The organism is Enterococcus mundtii, from assembly GCF_002947535.1.
Classification (GTDB): Bacteria; Bacillota; Bacilli; order Lactobacillales; family Enterococcaceae; genus Enterococcus_B; species Enterococcus_B mundtii_B.
This window is the reverse complement of sequence record NZ_PUAP01000041.1, coordinates 81,965-99,329: the sequence shown is the minus strand read 5'-3', so window position 1 is coordinate 99,329 and position 17,365 is coordinate 81,965. Positions and strand designations below refer to the sequence as shown.

The 17,365-nt window shown below is 39.7% G+C and carries 20 protein-coding genes; 3 read left to right on the top strand and 17 right to left on the bottom strand.

Features of this window, described 5'->3' with window-relative positions; translation table 11 throughout:
* Nucleotides 1–13: 13 nt before the first annotated feature.
* From CUS89_RS13385 to CUS89_RS13355, 7 genes are all read right to left on the bottom strand, one after another.
* Complete coding sequence (locus CUS89_RS13385; RefSeq protein ID WP_104872486.1) at nt 14–448, bottom strand: lipopolysaccharide assembly protein LapA domain-containing protein; 435 nt, start codon at nt 446–448, stop codon at nt 14–16.
* A gap of 9 nt (nt 449–457) precedes the next feature.
* Nucleotides 458–1,246 (bottom strand): SDR family NAD(P)-dependent oxidoreductase, encoded by a 789-nt coding sequence (locus CUS89_RS13380; protein ID WP_104872485.1) that lies wholly within the window; start codon nt 1,244–1,246, stop codon nt 458–460.
* Complete coding sequence (rnz, locus tag CUS89_RS13375; protein WP_104872484.1) at nt 1,243–2,184, bottom strand: ribonuclease Z; 942 nt, start codon at nt 2,182–2,184, stop codon at nt 1,243–1,245. The genes CUS89_RS13380 and rnz overlap by 4 nt, the downstream gene beginning before the upstream one ends.
* Before the next feature lie 152 nt (nt 2,185–2,336).
* Entirely contained in the window at nt 2,337–2,924 is a 588-nt protein-coding gene (locus CUS89_RS13370; RefSeq protein WP_104872518.1) for a DUF1269 domain-containing protein, read from the bottom strand.
* Nucleotides 2,925–3,188: 264 nt separating this feature from the next.
* The gene (gene obgE, locus CUS89_RS13365) at nt 3,189–4,502 is read right to left on the bottom strand and encodes a GTPase ObgE (protein WP_104776808.1); all 1,314 of its coding nucleotides are present in this window, start codon (nt 4,500–4,502) and stop codon (nt 3,189–3,191) included.
* A gap of 251 nt (nt 4,503–4,753) precedes the next feature.
* Nucleotides 4,754–5,686 (bottom strand): alpha/beta hydrolase, encoded by a 933-nt coding sequence (locus CUS89_RS13360; protein WP_104872483.1) that lies wholly within the window; start codon nt 5,684–5,686, stop codon nt 4,754–4,756.
* 157 nt (nt 5,687–5,843) lie between these two features.
* A complete protein-coding gene (locus CUS89_RS13355) occupies nt 5,844–6,935 on the bottom strand; it encodes a DUF871 domain-containing protein (protein WP_104872482.1) in 1,092 nt (363 codons plus the stop codon).
* 186 nt (nt 6,936–7,121) lie between these two features.
* Here CUS89_RS13355 and CUS89_RS13350 point away from each other — a divergent pair, with 186 nt between their 5' ends.
* Nucleotides 7,122–7,874, top strand: coding sequence for a peptidylprolyl isomerase (locus CUS89_RS13350; protein ID WP_065095902.1), 753 nt, complete (start codon nt 7,122–7,124; stop codon nt 7,872–7,874).
* Between the two features lie 329 nt (nt 7,875–8,203).
* Here the strand turns inward: CUS89_RS13350 and fabZ are convergent, their stop codons facing one another.
* Nucleotides 8,204–8,644: a 3-hydroxyacyl-ACP dehydratase FabZ gene (gene fabZ / locus CUS89_RS13345; protein WP_010735583.1), complete on the bottom strand. Its 441-nt coding sequence runs from the start codon at nt 8,642–8,644 to the stop codon at nt 8,204–8,206.
* Nucleotides 8,645–8,854: 210 nt separating this feature from the next.
* On the opposite strand from fabZ, the gene fabI reads away from it, so the two are divergent.
* On the top strand, nt 8,855–9,610 hold the full coding sequence (gene fabI, locus CUS89_RS13340; RefSeq protein ID WP_104776853.1) for an enoyl-ACP reductase FabI: 756 nt from the start codon (nt 8,855–8,857) through the stop codon (nt 9,608–9,610).
* 69 nt (nt 9,611–9,679) lie between these two features.
* On the opposite strand, the gene CUS89_RS13335 is transcribed toward fabI, so the two are convergent.
* Entirely contained in the window at nt 9,680–10,693 is a 1,014-nt protein-coding gene (locus tag CUS89_RS13335) for a branched-chain amino acid aminotransferase (RefSeq protein ID WP_104872481.1), read from the bottom strand.
* Between the two features lie 177 nt (nt 10,694–10,870).
* On the opposite strand from CUS89_RS13335, the gene CUS89_RS13330 reads away from it, so the two are divergent.
* On the top strand, nt 10,871–11,788 hold the full coding sequence (locus tag CUS89_RS13330; protein ID WP_104872480.1) for a mechanosensitive ion channel family protein: 918 nt from the start codon (nt 10,871–10,873) through the stop codon (nt 11,786–11,788).
* 115 nt (nt 11,789–11,903) lie between these two features.
* On the opposite strand, the gene CUS89_RS13325 is transcribed toward CUS89_RS13330, so the two are convergent.
* From CUS89_RS13325 to CUS89_RS13290, 8 genes are all read right to left on the bottom strand, one after another.
* Nucleotides 11,904–12,251, bottom strand: a complete 348-nt coding sequence (locus tag CUS89_RS13325) for a DUF1048 domain-containing protein (RefSeq protein WP_104872479.1) — start codon at nt 12,249–12,251, stop codon at nt 11,904–11,906.
* Between the two features lie 12 nt (nt 12,252–12,263).
* Nucleotides 12,264–12,614, bottom strand: coding sequence for a DUF1048 domain-containing protein (locus CUS89_RS13320; RefSeq protein ID WP_104872478.1), 351 nt, complete (start codon nt 12,612–12,614; stop codon nt 12,264–12,266).
* Nucleotides 12,611–12,937: a PadR family transcriptional regulator gene (locus tag CUS89_RS13315; protein ID WP_104872477.1), complete on the bottom strand. Its 327-nt coding sequence runs from the start codon at nt 12,935–12,937 to the stop codon at nt 12,611–12,613. The genes CUS89_RS13320 and CUS89_RS13315 overlap by 4 nt, the downstream gene beginning before the upstream one ends.
* Nucleotides 12,938–13,190: 253 nt before the next feature.
* The gene (gene cbpB / locus CUS89_RS13310; RefSeq protein WP_071867815.1) at nt 13,191–13,697 is read right to left on the bottom strand and encodes a cyclic-di-AMP-binding protein CbpB; all 507 of its coding nucleotides are present in this window, start codon (nt 13,695–13,697) and stop codon (nt 13,191–13,193) included.
* A 106-nt stretch (nt 13,698–13,803) separates the two neighbouring features.
* Nucleotides 13,804–14,316: a metallophosphoesterase gene (locus tag CUS89_RS13305; RefSeq protein WP_104872476.1), complete on the bottom strand. Its 513-nt coding sequence runs from the start codon at nt 14,314–14,316 to the stop codon at nt 13,804–13,806.
* Nucleotides 14,317–15,669, bottom strand: coding sequence for a ribonuclease PH (gene rph, locus CUS89_RS13300; protein WP_104872517.1), 1,353 nt, complete (start codon nt 15,667–15,669; stop codon nt 14,317–14,319).
* Entirely contained in the window at nt 15,669–16,496 is an 828-nt protein-coding gene (gene racE, locus CUS89_RS13295; protein WP_104872475.1) for a glutamate racemase, read from the bottom strand. Before racE ends, rph begins: the two co-directional genes overlap by 1 nt.
* Before the next feature lie 211 nt (nt 16,497–16,707).
* On the bottom strand, nt 16,708–17,364 hold the full coding sequence (locus CUS89_RS13290; protein WP_071867818.1) for an amino acid ABC transporter permease: 657 nt from the start codon (nt 17,362–17,364) through the stop codon (nt 16,708–16,710).
* Nucleotide 17,365 lies beyond the last annotated feature (1 nt).

The window sequence follows — 17,365 nt, the reverse complement described above, 5'->3', positions numbered from 1 at the left end:
CAGTTATCCATGATCAATCAAAGTAATTGACACTTTGCTTTGGTGTTTGAGAAGGTGTCTCAGACGGAGTTTTCATTTGCTCGATCTGCATTTGTTTCGCTTGTAATTCCGCTTGATACGCTGCTTCTAATTCGGCACGCTCATTGCGGAATTCTCTTTTTTGTTCTTCTGTTGCCTCTTCGATTTTCTTTTGGATGTCCGCTTGATTTTCTGCTAATTCTTTCGTTAATTGTTTCAGTTGTTTCTTTTGTTGCCATAGTGTCGTAAAGGCTGTTAAAAAGACAATCAATGCACCGATCAATGCGGAACCAATGATGACTAAAATCAATGGCGCATTAAAAGAAGCAAATCCAAAGCTTACAGGAACATTTTGATTATTCAATACAGCGAACACGACGATGACTAGTACAAGTAAAAAACCAACGATCACACTACCTTGCTTTTTCATTTACTTCACCTACTTTTTATTAAAAATTCCACCTGCAAAATAATCTCCAATGGTTGGGAAAAGTGTATAAAATTTCGACGCGATCTCAAGCAATAACGGCTGATTGATCTCACGTTTCGGATGTTTCATCGCACGCACGATCGTTTGCGCGAGCTTTGTTGAATCTAAAACAAGGTGCCCAACTTTTTCCAAATAGCTTCCACTTGGATCAGCCTTATCAAAAAATTCCGTTTCGATTGGTCCAGGATTTACCGTCGTGACTGCGACGCCTAATGGCTTCAACTCTAAACGTAATGCATTAGAAAAGCCTAAAACAGCAAATTTAGTAGCGGAATAGATGGTCGATTTAGCTGTCGCCATTTTTCCTGCCATGGATGCCACATTGATGATATGTCCTTGACGTCTTTCTGCCATATCGATCGCAAATTTTTGCGTCAATACCATCATCCCTAAAACATTGACTTCAAACATATCGTAAGCTTTGCCTAAGTCAAAGGATAAGAAATCTTCAAATATACCAAATCCAGCATTATTGACTAAAATATCAACATGTCCGACCTCAGTCATCACTTTCGCATAAAGTTCGTCTACACTTTCAGGATCGCTAACGTCTAGTTGAAACGCAAATGCTGGTTTTCCACTTAATTCTTGACAAACCGCCTTCACTTCGCCGATTTGTTGGATTCTTCTAGCACACGTGACAACGATTGCGCCTTGTTTTGCTGCTTCGTAACAGATCTGTGCACCTAAGCCACCAGAACCGCCAGTGACTAAAACGACTTTATTTTCTAAATTCAACTTTTTTCCTCCTCTTGAAACGGAACATCCACAACCTCAAAATCTTTCATGATTTTTGTATTTGGAAAGATTTCTTGTGCTTCTTGTTCAAGTTCCTGTGTTGCTTTCCCTAGATATCTCGCACTGATATGAGTCAGTAATAATCTTTTGACATTTGCTTCTTTTGCCACTTCTGCGGCTTGATGAGTCGTTGAATGGAAATAATTATGGGCCATTCTTGCCTCGTTTTTATTAAACGTACTTTCATGTACCAAGACATCTGCATCTTTTGCTAATAAAACAGAATTCGTCGTTTTTCGAGTATCTCCTAAAATCGTCACGATTCGGCCTTTTTTGTCTGGACCGACAAAATCACGTCCGTTGATGAGCTGCCCATTTTCTAATTGGACTGTTTCCCCTTTTTTTAGTTTGCCATAGATGGGACCAGCCGGAATATTCAGTTCTTTGAGCTTATCAACTTGTAATTCGCCTTTGTGATCATGCTCAACGATCCGATATCCATAGCTATCGATACCATGACTTAATTTCTTTGCATACACAGAAAAGTGCGCGTCTTCAAAGATAGCTTGCTCTTCTGATAGATCAATAAACACAAGTGGATATCCCAGTTTTGTTTGAGAAATCGTCAACGCATTGCGTACGAATGCTTCCGTTCCTTTGGGCCCATAGATTTCTAAAGGTGTTTCGCCACCTTGAAATGAGCGACTACTGATCAAACCTGGCAAACCAAAAATATGATCACCGTGAAGATGAGTGATAAAGATTTTTTCTATTTTTCTTGGGCGGATATTCGTTCGTAGGATCTGCATTTGTGTGCCTTCCCCACAATCAAACAACCAAATCTCGTTTCGTTCGTCCAAAAGTTTCAATGCGATACTTGAGACATTTCGATGTTTAGCAGGAACCCCTGCGCCTGTACCTAAAAATTCTAGTTCCATAATTTACCTGACTTTCTATTCATTCTTATTAATTCTAGGGTAAAATCAGCCGACAATCAACTGAAATTCGCAGGATATTTGTTAGAAAAGTTCTCTTTAGAATGAAAAGATTGTATCTATGCTACTATCTATAGTTCATACGTTATTATTTATTATTCAGAAGGTGTAACATCCTCTGATCCATCAGTTGGCTTTTTGTGCTTTTCATCCCAATTTTTCTGCGCTGTTTCTTTTGCATGTTTTTCTACCTCTGTTGCATCATGAACGTCTTGTTCTACTTCTTCATAATCCAATCGAGTGATTTCTCCACCTAATTCCATCATCACCAGTTGGTTCAATGGTCGGTTGTCCTCTTCTTCTGCGATCAAGATCAGACCGGTTGATCCTTCACCGATCTTATTACCGACAAAATCAAACACCGTTTGTGCATCTTTGATTTCCTTCGCATCTTGGCTGGCACCGATCATTCCGCCCGCAAACCATCCTAGTAAGATCCCTAATGGGCCGCCTAAAACGCCAACTAGCATCCCGATCAGACCACCTTTAGAGGATTTATTATTGCCAGTAAAATCTAAAAAGTCTTCGATTTTGAATTGATGAGCACCATTAGACTGATGGCTGATGACCGCCATTTGTTCGCCTTTGATCGCTCTCGTCATGTGAAGCTTCTTGATTTCAGAAAATGCTTGGTAGGCTTGACTTTCTAACTCAAAATTCAATATGATCACTCGTTTGCTCATGGAGATCGCCTCTTTCTCATTTTCTTTTAGTGTACCTTGGAATAAACAAAAATAAAAGGGAAAACCTTTAAAAAATAACGCAGCATACAAAAAAAGGAGTATGACATTCGTCAACTCCTAAAATCTGATAAACGTTTTAAAAAAACTACTCCTAAGAGAGTAAGCCAAAACTTGAAAAAATGAACGATTATTTTCTCAAATTTCGCCTTACTGCTTGGAGCTGAACGACTACCTAGTCACCTAGATATGTGGTGTACCAAAAAATTATTCGACAAATTCAAACTCAAACTCACCTATGCGGACCAAGTCACCATCTTTTGCACCTCTGGCACGCAGCGCTTCATCGACACCCATCCCACGTAATTGACGAGCAAAACGCATAACCGTTTCATCGTGGTCAAAGTTAGTCATTTGGAATAACTTCTCGATCTTCTCACCTGACAATACCCATGTCGCATCTGGTTCACGATCGATCGTAAATTCAGGACCTTCTGGATTGAAACCATAGTGCACAGTTTCTTCTTCGATCTCTTCCTCGTATAATGGGAATTCTGGTGTTACTTCTAATAGATCAGCTGTCGCATTCAGTAACGCATCCAGTCCTTTACGAGTCACACCGGAGATTGGAAATACCGGCAGGTCATCGGCAAATTCATCTTCTTTGTTTTTATTCAATTGTTCTTTGAATTTCACTAGATTTTCTTCTGCATCTGGCATATCCATTTTATTTGCCACAATGATCTGTGGACGCTCTAACAAGCGCAGGTTATGAGAAGACAACTCATGGTTGATCGCCAAGTAATCTTCATAAGGATCGCGCCCTTCCATTCCACTCATATCAATGACATGCAAAATGACACGAGTACGCTCGATATGACGCAAAAACTGTGTGCCTAAGCCGACGCCTTGTGAAGCTCCTTCGATCAAACCTGGTAGATCCGCCGCTGCAAAACTACGTCCGTCACTTGTAGTGACCATTCCTAGATTTGGCACAAGGGTAGTAAAATGATACGCACCGATTTTTGGTCTTGCCGAAGAGATCACAGAAAGCAAGGTCGATTTTCCAACTGAAGGAAAGCCAACGAGACCCACGTCTGCTAGTACTTTTAATTCTAATTCAATTTTACGTTCTTGACCGGGTTCGCCATTTTCAGCAATTTCCGGTGCAGGGTTTCTTGGAGAAGCAAATCGGATATTTCCGCGACCGCCGCGACCACCTTTTGCCACTACTAAGGTCTGACCATCTTCGATCAAATCACCTAAAAGTGCTCCTGTTTCTGCATCACGTACTGTTGTTCCTTGAGGGACTTTGACATACGTATCATCTGAACCACGTCCGTGCATCCCTTTACTCATACCATTTTCACCAGGCTGAGCTTTAAAGTGACGGTTGAAACGGAAGTCCATCAACGTACGTAACCCTTCATCAACAACTAAGATCACATCGCCGCCTTGACCACCATCGCCACCAGCCGGTCCTCCATCAGGTACATATTTTTCTCTACGAAATGCAACCATCCCGTCGCCGCCTTTGCCAGCTTTCACGTCGATCGTTACTTGATCTAAAAACATGGACATATTATCGTCCTCCTATTTCCTTTTATCTATTCTAACTATACTGACTACCTGAATTTCCACAATAAACACAAGTCCTGTCTATTTTATCGGTGAATGGCCCGTTTGTCCATCATTAAACTGAAAGTTTCACGGAAATTCCTGACTCTTTCTTTATTTTACTGCAAGAACGAATGGAGACAAAATAAAACGTTGTGACCAAAAGTTTCTAGAAAGTACTTAAAGTTCTTTAAGAAACACTTCGGTCACAACCGCTAGTTTACATATTTTTCTAAAAAATTACTTACAGTCTTTTGATATTTCTCAGGATCAACTGAGTAGGCTTTGGCGTGTTCTGCTCCTGGGACGACATATTTTTCTTTTGGTCCATTCGTCGCTTGATACACTTTGTCCAACATTTCGTAAGGAACAAATGTATCCGCATCTCCATGGATAAATAGCATAGGTAATTTGTTCTTTTCTAATTGTTTGATTGCATCAGCTTCACCGAAGAAATAACCGGCTCTGATTTTCGTCATCAAGCTAGTTACTTGGATCAGTGGGAACGGTGGTAAGCCAAATAATTCATTGAGCTGATAAGCCAATTCTTCGTTAACAGAGGAATAGCCACAATCTTCGATGATCGCTTTGACATTTGTAGGCAGTGATTCTCCGCTAGTCATCATCACAGTAGCTGCCCCCATACTGATACCATATAAAACGATTTCTTCGGATTGGCCGTTTGTTTCAAGCACTTGATCGATCCATTTCACATAATCTTTCCGTTCGTGCCAGCCAAAACCGATATAATCTCCTTCGCTTTTTCCGTGTCCACGGGCATCAGGTACTAATACGTTATAGCCAAGATCATGGAACATCTTTGCGTAATTTGCCATCGTTTCCGCATCCCCCATATATCCATGAGCAACAATTGCTGTCTTATGACTGTCTGTTGCTGGTAGATAGATGGCTGATAGCTTCAACCCATCCGCAGATGTTTGTTGCCACTCTTTACGATTGTCAGGGTTCGCAAACCAAGATTGTGCACTCGACTCTTCATTTGTTTTTGTTGTGCCAGGAGTATCGCCTTCTAAAAAGTCTTTTTCTGAAGGAACAACGGCATAGTTATAAAAATAATTACCCGCAAAGACTAATACGACTGTCACGAGTAATGTCACGCCGATTAAAATTTTGATCCAAAGTTTCATCTTATACCTTCCTTGCTTTTACATTGATGTACTATCTAAAATTAGTATAAACAAAGAGGACGTGTGATGCAATCTAGAATAAATAATAATCGTCATTGAAAAGACCCATAAAGCGATCAGAGCTTTACAGGTCTTTTCAATATTTATCATTACACAATTATTTGCTTTCGATCAACTTGAAGTTTGACCATGGTTTTAAGAAATCAAGTAAGAATAACTCATCGTCTGAGATTCGTCCGACTACGTTCACACGTCCATCATTCTTCATTTCTTTTAAGGCAATTTGTGTTTCGCCTTTATATTGACCGTAACCAACGTTATCGATCAATACATCCCCACGCGTCATATCTTTTGTGTTATGTGCTGGGAATGGTTTGTCTTTGTAATAGATACGTGTCATCGTTGAACGCAAGATATACTCTGAGCGATCCCCACGATAACTATGAAGGTTATCGAATAAACAAATACGTTCGTCTTCTGTGATATCTTCTGCTACATCAACTTTTAATGTAGGATAGCTTGCAAAGAAAGCCTCGGACATTGCGCGTAATTCCTCTTCACTCGCATAAGCATTCCCTACAGAGATATCATCGATCAAATCTGTCAACATCAAGTGTTTGACTTGTGTTGCGATCTCAAGATCACGATGGTCTTCTAATGAGCAAAGTCCGTCTTGAGTTGGCCATGGGCCAAAGTCAGCTGTTTGTGAATTTACGAAAGCCATCGTATTCAAATTATATTTACGGAATTTCTCCGAACAAGCAACAAAATGATCATAGCCTAACCCGGAATAACGATGAGGGTAGAAGTTATGTGAACCTAATAAGTTATTTGTGTTCGGTGAATAGCTCATGATATTGTCAACATAATTCGTACCTGAACTCATATTGATCTCGATTTTGATATTGTATGGATTACGAGTCATTTTTGCTTCTTCTGCTCCAGTAAATCCAATGTCCAAACGAATGCCGTCGGCGCCCATCTCATCGAAGAACGATAGATCATCATATGAGATCTCTAACTGTTCAAATAACGCTGGATTGATATCGACCATGACTTCCATCTCTAATTGATTGGCATAATCGACTACTTTTTTAAAGTCTGCTAAGACTTTTTCTTTATCATCCGCAATTTGTAATAAACTTGTAAATACACGTTTAAATCCGTATTTATGTGCTAAATCTAAATATTCTTTGTCCTTTTCAAACGTTGAACGTTCTGGATAAATTGAAATTCCTAATTTTCCCATGTGTTGATACCCTCCTGGATGTGCGTTTTTGTATCCACTTACATTATAACAAACCGCTTTCAAATGGTCTACACCTTTTAGTATTTATTAAATAATTTCGTTTATTGTTCGAAAAAGAGTAGGTATTTATCTGATAATTTGCTATCATTAAAGATAACAACGAACAAAAAAAGAAAGGAATTACTTATGAAACACAAAAAATTATTTTTAACTATGAGTATGGCTGCAACGCTATTATTTGCAGCTGGTTGTACGTCGAACGGTTCAGATACCGCATCTTCAAGTACGAAAGAATCAACAGAAAAAACAACAGAGACTAGCACTGTAGAAAGCATTGATTTAAATTCTTTAGAGTTACCTCAATTGAATACAGAAGTCGCTGATAACGAAGATCTAGTTGAAATGGTCACAACTAAAGGAACGATCAAGATCAAACTATTCCCAGAGCTTGCACCAAAAGCTGTGGAGAACTTTATGACTCATGCCAAAGATGGCTATTACGATGGCGTCACTTTCCATCGTGTCATCCAAGACTTTATGATCCAAGGTGGCGATCCTGAAGGGAACGGAACTGGCGGAGAAAGTATTTGGGGAGAAGGTTTCGAAACGGAGATCTCAAACCAACTGTATAACATCCGCGGCGCCCTTTCAATGGCTCGTACACAAGACCCGAATAGTAATGGCAGCCAATTCTTCATCGTACAAAACTCTGATGACATGCATGATGGTTTATTGAAAGATGATTACCCACAAGCCATCATTGACGCTTATAAAAATGGCGGCTACCCTAGCTTAGATGGTGAATACACTGTCTTTGGTCAAGTCGTTGAAGGTATGGACGTTGTTGATGCGATCGCTGCTGTTGAAACAGATAGCTCAGATAAACCAACAGAAGATGTGAAGATCGAAAAAATCAACATCTTACAGGAAGCAAAATAAGCAGACGATTGAGAACTTACTGCTGAAACAGCAAAAAACTCCTTAAAAGTACATCGCTTTTAAGGAGTTTTTTGCTTCACCTTTTTTCCCTATGGTATTAGAACTATTTTTTTATTTTCTATAAAAAAGAGTTAGTTTCATTTTTAAATTTATAAAAACTTAATCTTTTCAATAGCGGCCTTAATTAAAACAAAAAAGAACCATCCATGGATAGAAAAAACTATCCTAGAGATGATTCATTTTGCGAAGAGCTACTTTCAACTCCCCTATTCCATCTATTTTTACTCTTTAAGAACTTCTCGATGTGTTCTTAAACTGTAAGATCATCTTTATGCTTGCTCATTAACGATAAATGTAAATTCACATTCACACACTTTTTTATCGTCAACAAAAGCTTCAGAAATCGCAGTCCCTACAGGACCTTTCATTTTGATGATCTCAAAATGACATTTCATCACATCTCCAGGAACGACTTTTTGGCGGAATTTTGCTTTGTTGATCCCGCCGATATACGCACGTTTGCCTAGGAACTCTTCTGATTTTAAAATCAAGATCGAACCTGCTTGTGCAAGGGTTTCTAGGATCAACGCTCCTGGCATGACAGGATTGTCAGGGAAATGACCTTGGAAAAAATCTTCATTGATCGTTACATTTTTTGTTGCAATGATCTTCTTTCCTGAATCGATCGAATCCACGTAATCGATGTAACAAATTGGGTATCGGTTTGGAATAAGATCCATTACTTCCGTTGCTGATAATGCGTATGACATAGTTTACTCCTTCTTTCGGGCAATTGCCGTAATCAATACTTTGATTATCAAAGTATCATATTCTTGATTATTTGGCAATCATTTTTTATTCATCAAAAAAATAGTTTGACAATCAAAGCATTTTACTGAATAATAAGAAATCAAGAAGTTATTTTTTTGCACTTATATTATCGTCAAACAAAACTTTTATTGAATCAAAGGAGTGTCTATATGTCTTTTTTAGAAGGAAAAAAAATCGTGATCATGGGTGTTGCGAATAAACGTAGTATTGCTTGGGGTTGTGCGGAAGCAATGATGCAACAAGGCGCTGAGATCATCTATACGTACCAAAATGAACGTATGAAGAAATCGTTAGTCAAATTAGTCGGTGAAGATGCATTCACAGTGGAATGCGATGTTGCTAGCGATGAGAGCATCGAAAAAGCGATGGCTACGATTGGTGAATATGCTGGCGAGATCCATGGTTTGGTCCACGCTGTTGCTTATGCCAACAAAGAAGAGCTTTCAGGTAACGTTTCTGATATTTCAAGAGATGGTTACCAATTAGCACAAGATATCAGTAGCTATTCATTGATTGCTGTATCGAAGTATGCCCAAAAATACTTAGCTCCTAACAGCGGGATCGTAAGTATGTCTTACCTTGGTTCACAACGTGCTATCCCTAACTATAATATGATGGGGATTGCAAAAGCATCACTAGAAGCTGCCATTCGCTACTTAGCTGCTGAATTTTCACCTAAAGGAATCCGTGTCAATGGGATCTCAGCTGGTGCAATCAAAACATTAGCAGTGACTGGTGTGAAGGATTATCAAAAATTGATCGAGTTATCCGAATCACGCACACCTGATCAACAAGGTGTGACGATCGAAGAAGTCGGAAATACTTGTGCCTTCTTGATCAGTCCCTTATCTAGCGGGATCATCGGTGATATCATTTACGTAGATAAAGGTGTTCATTTATCTTGATCCACTAAAAAAAATCAGCCCTCCTATGTGAGAGCTGATTTTTTTTGTAGTTATTTTTACAGCAAGTCATTATTCGACGACTTCGATCCAACCTTCTGGTGCGTCGATATCACCAAACTGGATACCCGTTAATTCCTCATACAAGCGCTTAGTTACTGGTCCTACTTCTGTCTCACTGTAAAAGACATGTAAATCATTTTTATAGTAGATCCCACCGATCGGTGAAATCACCGCTGCGGTTCCACACGCCCCTGCTTCAGCAAATTGGTCAAGTTGATCGATATAGATATCCCCTTCAACTGCTTCAAGTCCTAAACGCTCTTCCGCAATCTGCAACAAGGAATATTTCGTGATACTTGGTAAAATCGAAGGCGATTGCGGTGTGATGAACTGATTGTCTTTAGTAATACCAAAGAAATTCGCCGCGCCGACTTCTTCAATTTTTGTATGGGTCGCTGGATCTAGGTAAACACAATCTGAATAATTCAATTCTTTCGCTTCAGTCCCTGGTAACAAGCTTGCTGCGTAGTTCCCACCTACTTTGGCAGCTCCCGTACCATTTGGAGCAGCTCGGTCATAACCAGAAACGATAAAGTTCGTTGGTTTCAACCCACCTTTGAAATAGGCTCCTACAGGCGTACAGAAAACCACAAACAAATACTCAGGCGCTGGATGAACCCCAATATTTTCTCCGACACCGATCAGGAAAGGACGTAAATATAAAGTTGCTCCTGAACCATAAGGCGGCACAAAGGCTTCATTTGCCTTTACGACTTCTTTCACTGCATCGACAAACATTTTTTCTGGAACCATAGGCATCAATAAACGTCTTGCACTTTGGTTCAAGCGACGACTGTTTTGCTCTGGACGGAATAAATTGATCTTTCCATCTTTTCTACGATAAGCCTTTAATCCTTCAAAGCACTGTTGGCCATAGTGAAGTGCGGGCGATCCTTCATGAAGCGACAGATAATTATCCTCGGTCAATTCGCCTTTTTCCCACTCTCCATCTTTCCATTTGGCAACGTAGCGCCAAGGTGTTTTGATGTAAGAAAATCCTAAGTTATCCCAATCTATTTGCATGTTCATACCACCAATCGTCAGTTTTGAAATATTTTAGCACTATCTCTCCCATTTGTCATCGTTTATTTTATCCACTTGTTATTGCAACTCTCAACGCGGACTTATCTAATGATTTATTTTGATTTTTGTGCTGTTCTTGTTACAATACAAAAGAGACTAATTAGAAAAGGGGATTTTATGTTTTCATTCATTGCTACAGCAGAAACAACAAGCTCAACCGGAGAAAATTTGACAGATCAAGCGGTCAGTCAACTCAATGCGTTCCAACGTTTTTGGAATAATATTGATTGGGATGGGATTTTTTCTACAATGATCCAAAAAGGATTATTCCTTGTTTTTTTGATTATTCTTTTTGGGCTCATCAATCGAATCGGTAAATACTTGATCGACAAGTCTTTTAAACAATATTCAAAAAAAACCGTTCTTAACGGCAGCCGCTTAAAAACGTTACAAAGTCTTTTAAATACCATTTTCAATTATACGATTGGTTTTTTCTTTATTTATGCCATCCTCTCCGTGATCGGTGTGCCGATCGGTTCACTATTAGCCGGAGCAGGGATTGCCGGAGTAGCCATAGGTTTAGGGGCACAAGGCTTTATGAGTGATGTGATCACTGGCTTCTTTATTATCATGGAACAACAAATGGACGTTGGCGACTATGTCAAATTAACGAATCTTACCATCGAAGGTACCGTGGTATCAGTTGGTATCCGAACTCTGCAACTCAAAGGTGTTGATGGTACCGTTCATTTCATTCCAAACCGCAGTATCACAACGATCAGCAACCTCTCTCGTTCCAATATGCAAGTTGTTCTTGATATTCGGATCGTTCCGGAAGAAGGTTATGATAAGATCTATGAGATCATTCAAAAAGTCAATGACACCTTGGCTGTGAAATACGAAGAAGAATTACAAACAGAGCCCTCGATCTTTGGATTGGTCGATATCGGCAATAGTAACTTTGCGATTCGGACGATCTGTTATGTCTTGAATGGTAAACAGTTCGAATTGAAAGAAGAATTTTTGAGTTCTTACGTCAAAGAACTGACAGCTGCCGGTTATAGCATTCCAAATACACCGATCGTGTTGAAATAGTTTCTACGCTCACCTTGATTTTAATGTGACTCTTAAAAGACAAACTAAAAAATCTGTCTTTTAAGAGTCGCTTTTTTTATGTTTATCGATTACTTCCACCTTTAACTAGCTGACACTATTTCTTGATCCACTTTTTAATCGATTTCGATACTTTCTGATTGGATTCTGCCATCACGCCATCCATATAGGTTGGAGTATCACCGATTAGCTCATCAGCAAACCTAGCGACATCTTTACCTGTGATTGCCAAAACGTGTTTTCCTTCATTCGCACTTAGTTCAAAAAGATCCACCAACTCATACAAAATCCCAAAATCATTCTTTCTGAGATTGACGGGACCAACTTTAAATAGATAATTTTGGATCTCTTTGTAAACGATCTGATATTCTTTCGGCAACTTGTTCACTCTTTTTACGTGACCACGCCATTCTCGTTTTTCATTGATCATCTCTTGTAGATTCATTTTCGTTTTCTCCTATAGATTTGCTAGTTTTTTTTCGACATTTTCATTCAGTTGCCTACGCCATTTGTCTCGATACAATTTGGAGTCTTCTCCTCCTATTAACGCTTGAACAAATCCTTTATAATCTTCACCAAAGACTTCTTGGACACTTGATTGATCTGCGGCAGTCACTTCAAGTAATTCCACGATATTTTCAAGGACAGGAATCAAATTCCGACCAGTGATATCCGCGTATGACCAAATATGTGTATGGATCTGTAACCAAGCTTCTTGGTACTCTTTAGGCAATTGTTCGACCTGTTCTTGCATCCGTTGCATTGCCCGTTTCATGTCATTACCAGTAATTCTATCCATAAAGTTCATTTGTTTTTCCTTCCTAACTCTTCGATTTTCGTCGATACAAATTCCCATTTTGACCAAAATATTTCTAATTCTTCTCTCCCAGATTGATTCAGCTGATAAAATTTTCGCGGTGGACCTTGCGTAGACTTTCTTTTCTCAACTATCACAAGTCCCTTTCTCTCCAATCGTAGAAGAATCGTGTAGACGGTGCCTTCGACGATTTCTGTGAACCCTAGCTCACGTAAAGTTTGTGTGATTTCATATCCATAGGTTTCTCCTCGACTAATAATTTCAAGGATACATCCTTCAAGGGAACCTTTTAGGATTTCTGTAATTCCTTCCATTTCTAATCTCCTCACATAGGTTAAAAAATAGGATTTTTCTTAACTGTTTATTTACCCAACATCTATTTATATCTCACTATTCTTTATTACTAAGTGCTAGTATATAGTAACACAATATACTAGAATATCAAGAATTTTTTTATACAAAAAAACAGGAAACAAAATCACAGATAGGATCTTGTTTCCTGCTTTAGGGTTGGCTTTCTAATGTAGCTTTTATTGATTTATTATTGAAACGATTCCCGCTCAAATCTTAACTAACGATATCGATTCTTTCTCTTAATTCATCTACATCTATTTTAGGTGATACGATATTTTGACGTTCTAATTCGTGTACCATGTAATTGACTGCTTTCAATAACTCTTTTCGTGTGATGATTCCTTTGAATACTTTATCCTCTGTGACGACTGGCAAGAAAGAAGCATCAACTAGCAAATGGAGAACTTCTTCTAGTTCCCAATTTTCATCGATGGTTGGTACATCGGTTTCCATTACATCAGCCACTGTTAGGCCTTCTAATGGTTCCATACTGATTGTTTGTAGGTCCATCATCTTATTGACGACATTCGATAGACTGACTAGACCAACAAAGCGATCATCTTTCCCTAACACAGGGATTTTAGTGTAGCCAACTTTCGATAAAACTAATAGTCCATGCGATAACGGATGTTGATACATAACATTTGCCACGTTTTCTGCCGGAACCAAAAATGTCTCTTGATTTTGCAGTAATAACTCTCTTACAATTGGTCCAATCATGTATTGGCCCTCCATTTCAAATTCTTTCAATATCTCTATTTTACCGAAAACGGATGCAAAATCTATACAAACATTTCTATTTTTAGCAAAAATTAGAGTTTGTTTGTCAGCGTTTATATTCAAATGCCATGTTATCGATTTTTTTATGTGATCGATTATAGTATTGGACAGCAAGGGTCTCTTTAGTACTCTCAATAATTGCGTAAGCTGGGATTTGGATCATTCCCCGAGGTTGAGAAATACTTCCTGGATTCAAGAACAAAATGCCTTGTTCAAATTCACAGCCTAGTTGATGCGTATGACCAAAAAGAGCGATAGTTGCTTGTTGTTCTTTTGCTTCAAGGGCTAACTGAGTCAAGCCAAAGCGGACATTCGATAAATGGCCGTGCGTCATATATACGCGATCAAGCCCAGTATCTACCACTCGTTTTGTCTCAAAGTCTGTGCCGAAATCACAATTGCCTTGTACACCGAGATAGGTTTCCCATACTTCATCTGTTACGTCAAGTTCTGAATCGCCGCAATGAAAGAAATAATCGACTTGATTTTGGTATTGGGTGAGTAATTCTTCTATGATTGCTCGATCCCCATGATTGTCACTAACGACTAAATAGCGCATCTACTCCACTCCTTCCAACCATGCCTGCCAAACTTGGCTCAGTTTTGCCATGGCCAAGCCTCGGTGACTGTGGTTATTTTTTTCTTCACTTGAGATTTCTGCCGCTGTTTGAGCGTAACCGTCTGGAATGAATAGAGGGTCATAGCCAAAGCCATTTTCACCTTTAGGTATCCGACCGATTCGTCCAGGCCACTCTGCTTCCACTACTAGGCTTTCTTTATTTGGTTCAGCGAAAACCAACGTACAATGGAATTGTGCTGTGCGTTCTTCATCGGGTACATCGGTTAATTCAAAAAGCAGTTTTGCGTTATTTGCCGCATCACTCTTGTGTTCGCCAGCAAAACGAGCAGAATAAACTCCTGGTCTGCCACCAAGCGCATCGACTTTCAAGCCAGAGTCATCCGCCAATACTGGCTGATTCAATACTTGTGCAATCGTTTCTGCTTTTAAACGGGCGTTTTCTTCGAATGTTGTACCTGTTTCTTCGACATCAGGTATCTCAGGATAATCGAACAGTGTTTTGACTGTATAGCCTTCCTTCGCAAATAAGGAACGGAATTCTTCTGCTTTTCCTGCGTTTCGAGTAGCAATCACGATCGTTTTTTCTGTCGGTTCATGAGTGGTGTCTGACCATTCGCTCAACAAAACATTTTTTTGTTCAAAAATCAGTGATTCGATCGCTGTTTTGCCATAAACAAGCATTTCATTCAATTGTTCGCCATCAAAGGTGGCTTCTTCACCTGTCCCTTGGATCTCCACGAACCTGCCCGATTCCGTCATCACTAAGTTCATATCGACTTCTGCTGCAACGTCTTCGTGATAATCCAAATCAGTCACGCACGTGCCATCAGCTAAAATCCCTACACTGATGGCAGCCAAATGTTCTTTGATTGGATCATTCGCTAACACCTTTGCCTGTAGTAATTTTTCGATTGCTAATCTTAAAGCCACAAATGCGCCGGTAATACTTGCTGTTCGGGTGCCACCGTCTGCTTGGATCACGTCGCAATCAACGATGATACTGCGTTCACCAAGTTTTTCGAGATCGACGACCGCACGTAACGAACGACCGATCAAACGTTGGATCTCCATCGTCCGTCCACTTAACTTGCCTTTGCTGCTTTCACGACGATTTCTCGTATTCGTAGCGCGGGGCAACATACTGTATTCTGCTGTCACCCATCCCTTACCACTTCCTTTTAAAAAAGGAGGCACTGAATCTTCGATCGTTGCAGCGCAGATCACTTTCGTATCGCCAAAGCTGATCAAAACTGAACCTTCTGGATGTTTCAACACATTTGTTTCAATCGTGATTTTACGTAAATCTTGGACATTTCTTCCGTCATGACGCATCATTGCTCTTTTCCTCCTAAATCAATCGATTCAACGATCAGTTCTTTTAATCCTAACCAATCTCGGGCAATCTCATGGAACATTTTAGCTGACCCTGTCGTATAAAAACGACAAAGCGTTCGGCCATTTTGTGGAGAATTACTGATTTCAAAATAGTCAAGCAGCATCGAAACTTCACCGATCGTTTCTGCTCCTGAGTCGATCAGCATGACTTTATCCCCCATGACATTCTGTATGATCGGGCGAAGGAGCGGATAATGGGTACACCCTAAAATCAAGGTATCGATCCCTTTTAACTCTAAAGGAGCCAAGGTCTGAGCCACGATTTTTTTGGCGACTGATGAGCGGTATTCTTTGCTTTCTACAACTGAAACAAATTTTGGACAGGCTAAACTGGTTACTGTCAGTTCAGGTGCCTTATCCAATAAGGCTGTCTCATAAGCTGCGCTTTTGACGGTACCGATCGTTCCGATCACGCCAACTCGCTGATTTTTTGTTTGTTTGACTGCCGCTCTCGTTCCTGGCAAAATCACACCGATCACTGGGATCGAGAGGGTTGCTTTGATTTCTTCTAATGCGACCGCAGTTGCCGTATTGCAGGCGATCACAAGCATCTTTATGCCTTTTTCAACTAAATAATTCGTCATTTCCCATGTATAAGCGATCACTTGCTCTGCTGGTCTTGGTCCGTAGGGACAGCGCGCCGTATCACCAACGTATAATATGTTTTCATTCGGCAATTGCTTCAATGCTTCTTTGACGACCGTAAGACCGCCAACTCCTGAATCAATAAAACCGATCGGACGTTTATCTGTCAATCGAATCATCCTTTTTTCAAAAAATTCTACCTTCTATATTGTGGACTTTTTGACGTGATTTATCAAGTCCTACAATCTGCTTTCCTGCTCTTTTCCAACATGACGATCCTACTCGTGGTTCGATGGAATTTTTGGATAACGTAAGAAGGAATCCACAAAAATTTGAAGAGCAAATTTCGTGGATTCCTTCTTAACGAACCATTTAAGCTTCGCTTTTTTACTAATAACTGTATTTTCTTCTTTCTAGATAAGAAGAAAGTAAAGAAAGTGCGTAACATACGACAAAATACATAAAAGTCATCATAACGAACATCGGTAAGACATAATTAGTATTTTGGCCGTAAATGATCCGCGCTTGGTGAGTCAACTCTGGTAACGAGATGATCACCGCTAAAGAAGTGTCTTTGATCAACGAGATCAACTGACTGACGATGGCAGGGATCATTGACTTGAATGCTTGCGGCATGATGATCGTACGCATCGTTTCCACATAGCTTAATCCGGTGGAAAGCCCTGCTTCCATCTGACCTTTCGGCACAGCATTCAAACCCGCACGGAAAATCTCTGATAACATGGCAGATTCAAAAATCGTCAATGCTGCAACTGCTGACCAAAAGATGTTCATTTGGATACCGATTTGCGGTAAAGCAAAATAAGTGAAAAAGATGATAAGCAATAATGGCAGATTACGAATGATGTCGATAATCAAACCTACTATTTTTGATAAATAAGGAATACTCGCAAAACGAAGAACACCTGTCAGCCCACCGATCAGAAAACTAAAAATGATGGAGAACAGCGAAACTTCGATCGTTACTTTTAGTCCTTCCAGTAAAAAGCGAATATTCATCCATGAAAATGCACCACTAAAATCCATT

What these genes read in the sequence shown, in the direction of transcription:
- CUS89_RS13385 (WP_104872486.1), bottom strand. Translation starts at nt 448, where the DNA reads ATGAAAAAGCAAGGTAGTGTGATCGTTGGTTTTTTACTTGTACTAGTC.
- rnz (WP_104872484.1), bottom strand. Translation starts at nt 2,184, where the DNA reads ATGGAACTAGAATTTTTAGGTACAGGCGCAGGGGTTCCTGCTAAACAT.
- CUS89_RS13370 (WP_104872518.1), bottom strand. Translation starts at nt 2,924, where the DNA reads ATGAGCAAACGAGTGATCATATTGAATTTTGAGTTAGAAAGTCAAGCC.
- obgE (WP_104776808.1), bottom strand. Translation starts at nt 4,502, where the DNA reads ATGTCCATGTTTTTAGATCAAGTAACGATCGACGTGAAAGCTGGCAAA.
- CUS89_RS13360 (WP_104872483.1), bottom strand. Translation starts at nt 5,686, where the DNA reads ATGAAACTTTGGATCAAAATTTTAATCGGCGTGACATTACTCGTGACA.
- CUS89_RS13355 (WP_104872482.1), bottom strand. Translation starts at nt 6,935, where the DNA reads ATGGGAAAATTAGGAATTTCAATTTATCCAGAACGTTCAACGTTTGAA.
- CUS89_RS13350 (WP_065095902.1), top strand. Translation starts at nt 7,122, where the DNA reads ATGAAACACAAAAAATTATTTTTAACTATGAGTATGGCTGCAACGCTA.
- fabZ (WP_010735583.1), bottom strand. Translation starts at nt 8,644, where the DNA reads ATGTCATACGCATTATCAGCAACGGAAGTAATGGATCTTATTCCAAAC.
- fabI (WP_104776853.1), top strand. Translation starts at nt 8,855, where the DNA reads ATGTCTTTTTTAGAAGGAAAAAAAATCGTGATCATGGGTGTTGCGAAT.
- CUS89_RS13335 (WP_104872481.1), bottom strand. Translation starts at nt 10,693, where the DNA reads ATGCAAATAGATTGGGATAACTTAGGATTTTCTTACATCAAAACACCT.
- CUS89_RS13330 (WP_104872480.1), top strand. Translation starts at nt 10,871, where the DNA reads ATGTTTTCATTCATTGCTACAGCAGAAACAACAAGCTCAACCGGAGAA.
- CUS89_RS13325 (WP_104872479.1), bottom strand. Translation starts at nt 12,251, where the DNA reads ATGAATCTACAAGAGATGATCAATGAAAAACGAGAATGGCGTGGTCAC.
- CUS89_RS13320 (WP_104872478.1), bottom strand. Translation starts at nt 12,614, where the DNA reads ATGAACTTTATGGATAGAATTACTGGTAATGACATGAAACGGGCAATG.
- CUS89_RS13315 (WP_104872477.1), bottom strand. Translation starts at nt 12,937, where the DNA reads ATGGAAGGAATTACAGAAATCCTAAAAGGTTCCCTTGAAGGATGTATC.
- cbpB (WP_071867815.1), bottom strand. Translation starts at nt 13,697, where the DNA reads ATGATTGGACCAATTGTAAGAGAGTTATTACTGCAAAATCAAGAGACA.
- CUS89_RS13305 (WP_104872476.1), bottom strand. Translation starts at nt 14,316, where the DNA reads ATGCGCTATTTAGTCGTTAGTGACAATCATGGGGATCGAGCAATCATA.
- rph (WP_104872517.1), bottom strand. Translation starts at nt 15,669, where the DNA reads ATGCGTCATGACGGAAGAAATGTCCAAGATTTACGTAAAATCACGATT.
- racE (WP_104872475.1), bottom strand. Translation starts at nt 16,496, where the DNA reads ATGATTCGATTGACAGATAAACGTCCGATCGGTTTTATTGATTCAGGA.
- CUS89_RS13290 (WP_071867818.1), bottom strand. Translation starts at nt 17,364, where the DNA reads ATGGATTTTAGTGGTGCATTTTCATGGATGAATATTCGCTTTTTACTG.